Source organism: Candidatus Izemoplasma sp., assembly GCF_982632705.1.
Genome location: NZ_CEXEES010000113.1, coordinates 1 through 2,103, shown reverse-complemented (window position 1 = coordinate 2,103; position 2,103 = coordinate 1). Strand labels below are relative to the sequence as shown.

The 2,103-nt window shown below is 29.7% G+C and carries 2 protein-coding genes; both read right to left on the bottom strand.

The window, feature by feature from the left end; translation table 11 throughout:
- Positions 1-61: 61 nt before the first annotated feature.
- Complete coding sequence (locus AC2LE6_RS08965; RefSeq protein WP_484478918.1) at positions 62-1,093, bottom strand: glycosyltransferase; 1,032 nt, start codon at positions 1,091-1,093, stop codon at positions 62-64.
- 21 nt (positions 1,094-1,114) lie between these two features.
- On the bottom strand, positions 1,115-2,103 hold a 989-nt coding region (locus AC2LE6_RS08960; RefSeq protein ID WP_484478917.1), incomplete at its 5' end, for a hypothetical protein.

Sequence of the window (2,103 nt, the reverse complement as noted above, 5' to 3'; positions counted from 1 at the left end):
CGTTATATACAGGTACAATAATTGAAACCTTAATACTGTTCTTAATCATAAATACAAATAATTATTTCAAAATATTAAATAACCAATTTTTAACATTAGTAATACCATTATAAACCAAATAACTAGAGTTTTTTTCTAATAGATTTACTGGTCCCTCTCTTCTTCCAAAACCAACACTGAAATTACTGAGTAGTTCATATTTATCATACTTATACATCGCCATAATCGACAAAGCCTCCCTTACGTAAACAGGTTTATAAGCATCCAGTTTTTTTATTTCAATTAATTCTGAATATCTAATGTTAACTACGAGCAGAGCTAAATAAAAAGAGGCAAGGTAATCAGACTTCCTCATTTCATTACTATTTAAAAAATCTACTTTAAATCTAAACCCTATCAATATACTTTCAAAATATGGCATCTCTCTAATTGAAATTGTGGATAAGGAATGCTGTCGATAAAAATAGTATGTACCTGAAATTATGGAAATAGTATTTAAAAAATAAGTGATTCTTAACAAGAAAATATCATCCTGTCCATTTCTTATATCTGGATATTGCACATTATTATCAATTATTTTCTGCCTATTGTAAATTGCCGTCCAATGTTCATATCCAAAAGAAACAAAAAGAGGACTCCCTTTTTTTATTCCTTTTTTTATTTTTTTGTTTTGCTCGGATTGATTATCTCTGCTACCATCAGAATTTACAATAACTGCTTCAGTTTTTGCAATATCAGTATTACTTATTATTGCTGAATTATACAGCTTTTCAAAAAAGTCTAAATCCACATAATCATCAGCATCAACAAACCCTAAAAATTCACCCTTTGCCTGCTTAATACCTTTGTTTCTCGAAAGACCCTGTCGGATATTTGTTTTATTCTGTATTACACTAATTCTATTGTCAAGCTTGCTATATTCATAACATATAATGCCACTTGAGTCAGTACTATTATCATCTATTAATATGATTTCTATTTCCTTTAATGTCTGATTAATTAATGAATCTAGACATTCTCTTAAGTATATTTCAGCATTAAATACTGGTACTATTACAGTTACTTTTATTTTGGAATTATTGTCTGAGTTCATTTAATTAGTATAGAAAAATGCCTAATTACCTAGATTCTTAGGTTTTCTTATTCCATATTCTTTGATGGTAGAGAAAAGTTTTTTATCGTGAAGTATTTTTAAATTTGGAAATGAATTAATATCATAAAAATGCAAACCAAAGCCCTTTGTTACAGAAAGTATCTTTTCAACCTGCTCAGTTGATAACTGTTTCTTCCATCCATCTCTCCCACTAATTCCTGTTTTGTATACAACAGTTGAAGGCTTTTTAATTCTTGCTAACGCTTTTTCAATATCAATATTTAAGTTTAATCTTTTGAATAATACATCAAATGTAGTTTTAGGATCGAAAACCAATTCTTCATAAGTAATAATTATCCATGGATAAGGTGTAGGATGCATTAGTGCTGGTAACTGATCCATGGCCCAAATAGCGGCAAGATACTCTTCAATACTATCTAACCTAGAAACTACATCCTTAAATACTGGATAATCATTAAGATAACCAGGTAATGAAGGCTTTCCTCCTCTTTGCCAAACTTCTGACTTTAATTGTGAAGCAACAACAGCGCATGGATGCCTCATCAGTAAAATTGGTGGGTTTATTTTAAAATTATTGCTAATCCATGGGAGTAATCTATTTGCTCTGACACACTTTACAATAATATTTTTTGAAAAGAGTGCCATTTTCATATTGTTTTCCCTATAGGTCCAACTATTAATTATTTTACCATTAAAAGCAGATACTAAAAATGTCTTCCCTTCGGGCCATTCCTCATCTTCTTCTTTATAAGTATGCCAGTTAAATCCTGCTTTTTTTGCCTCTGGTACAAAGCGTAGATGTAAAGGTTCAAATACAATACATGATCGTGGAATTGACATCATTATTTCACCTAACCAAGTACTTCCAGACCGTGGAGATGAAGAAATAAGAAAAGTATTCTTATTATTATATCCTTTAATTTTAGAGACTCTAATAATAGACCATCTACATATATCAATAAATCTACTAATTATTGATTTGATTTGAT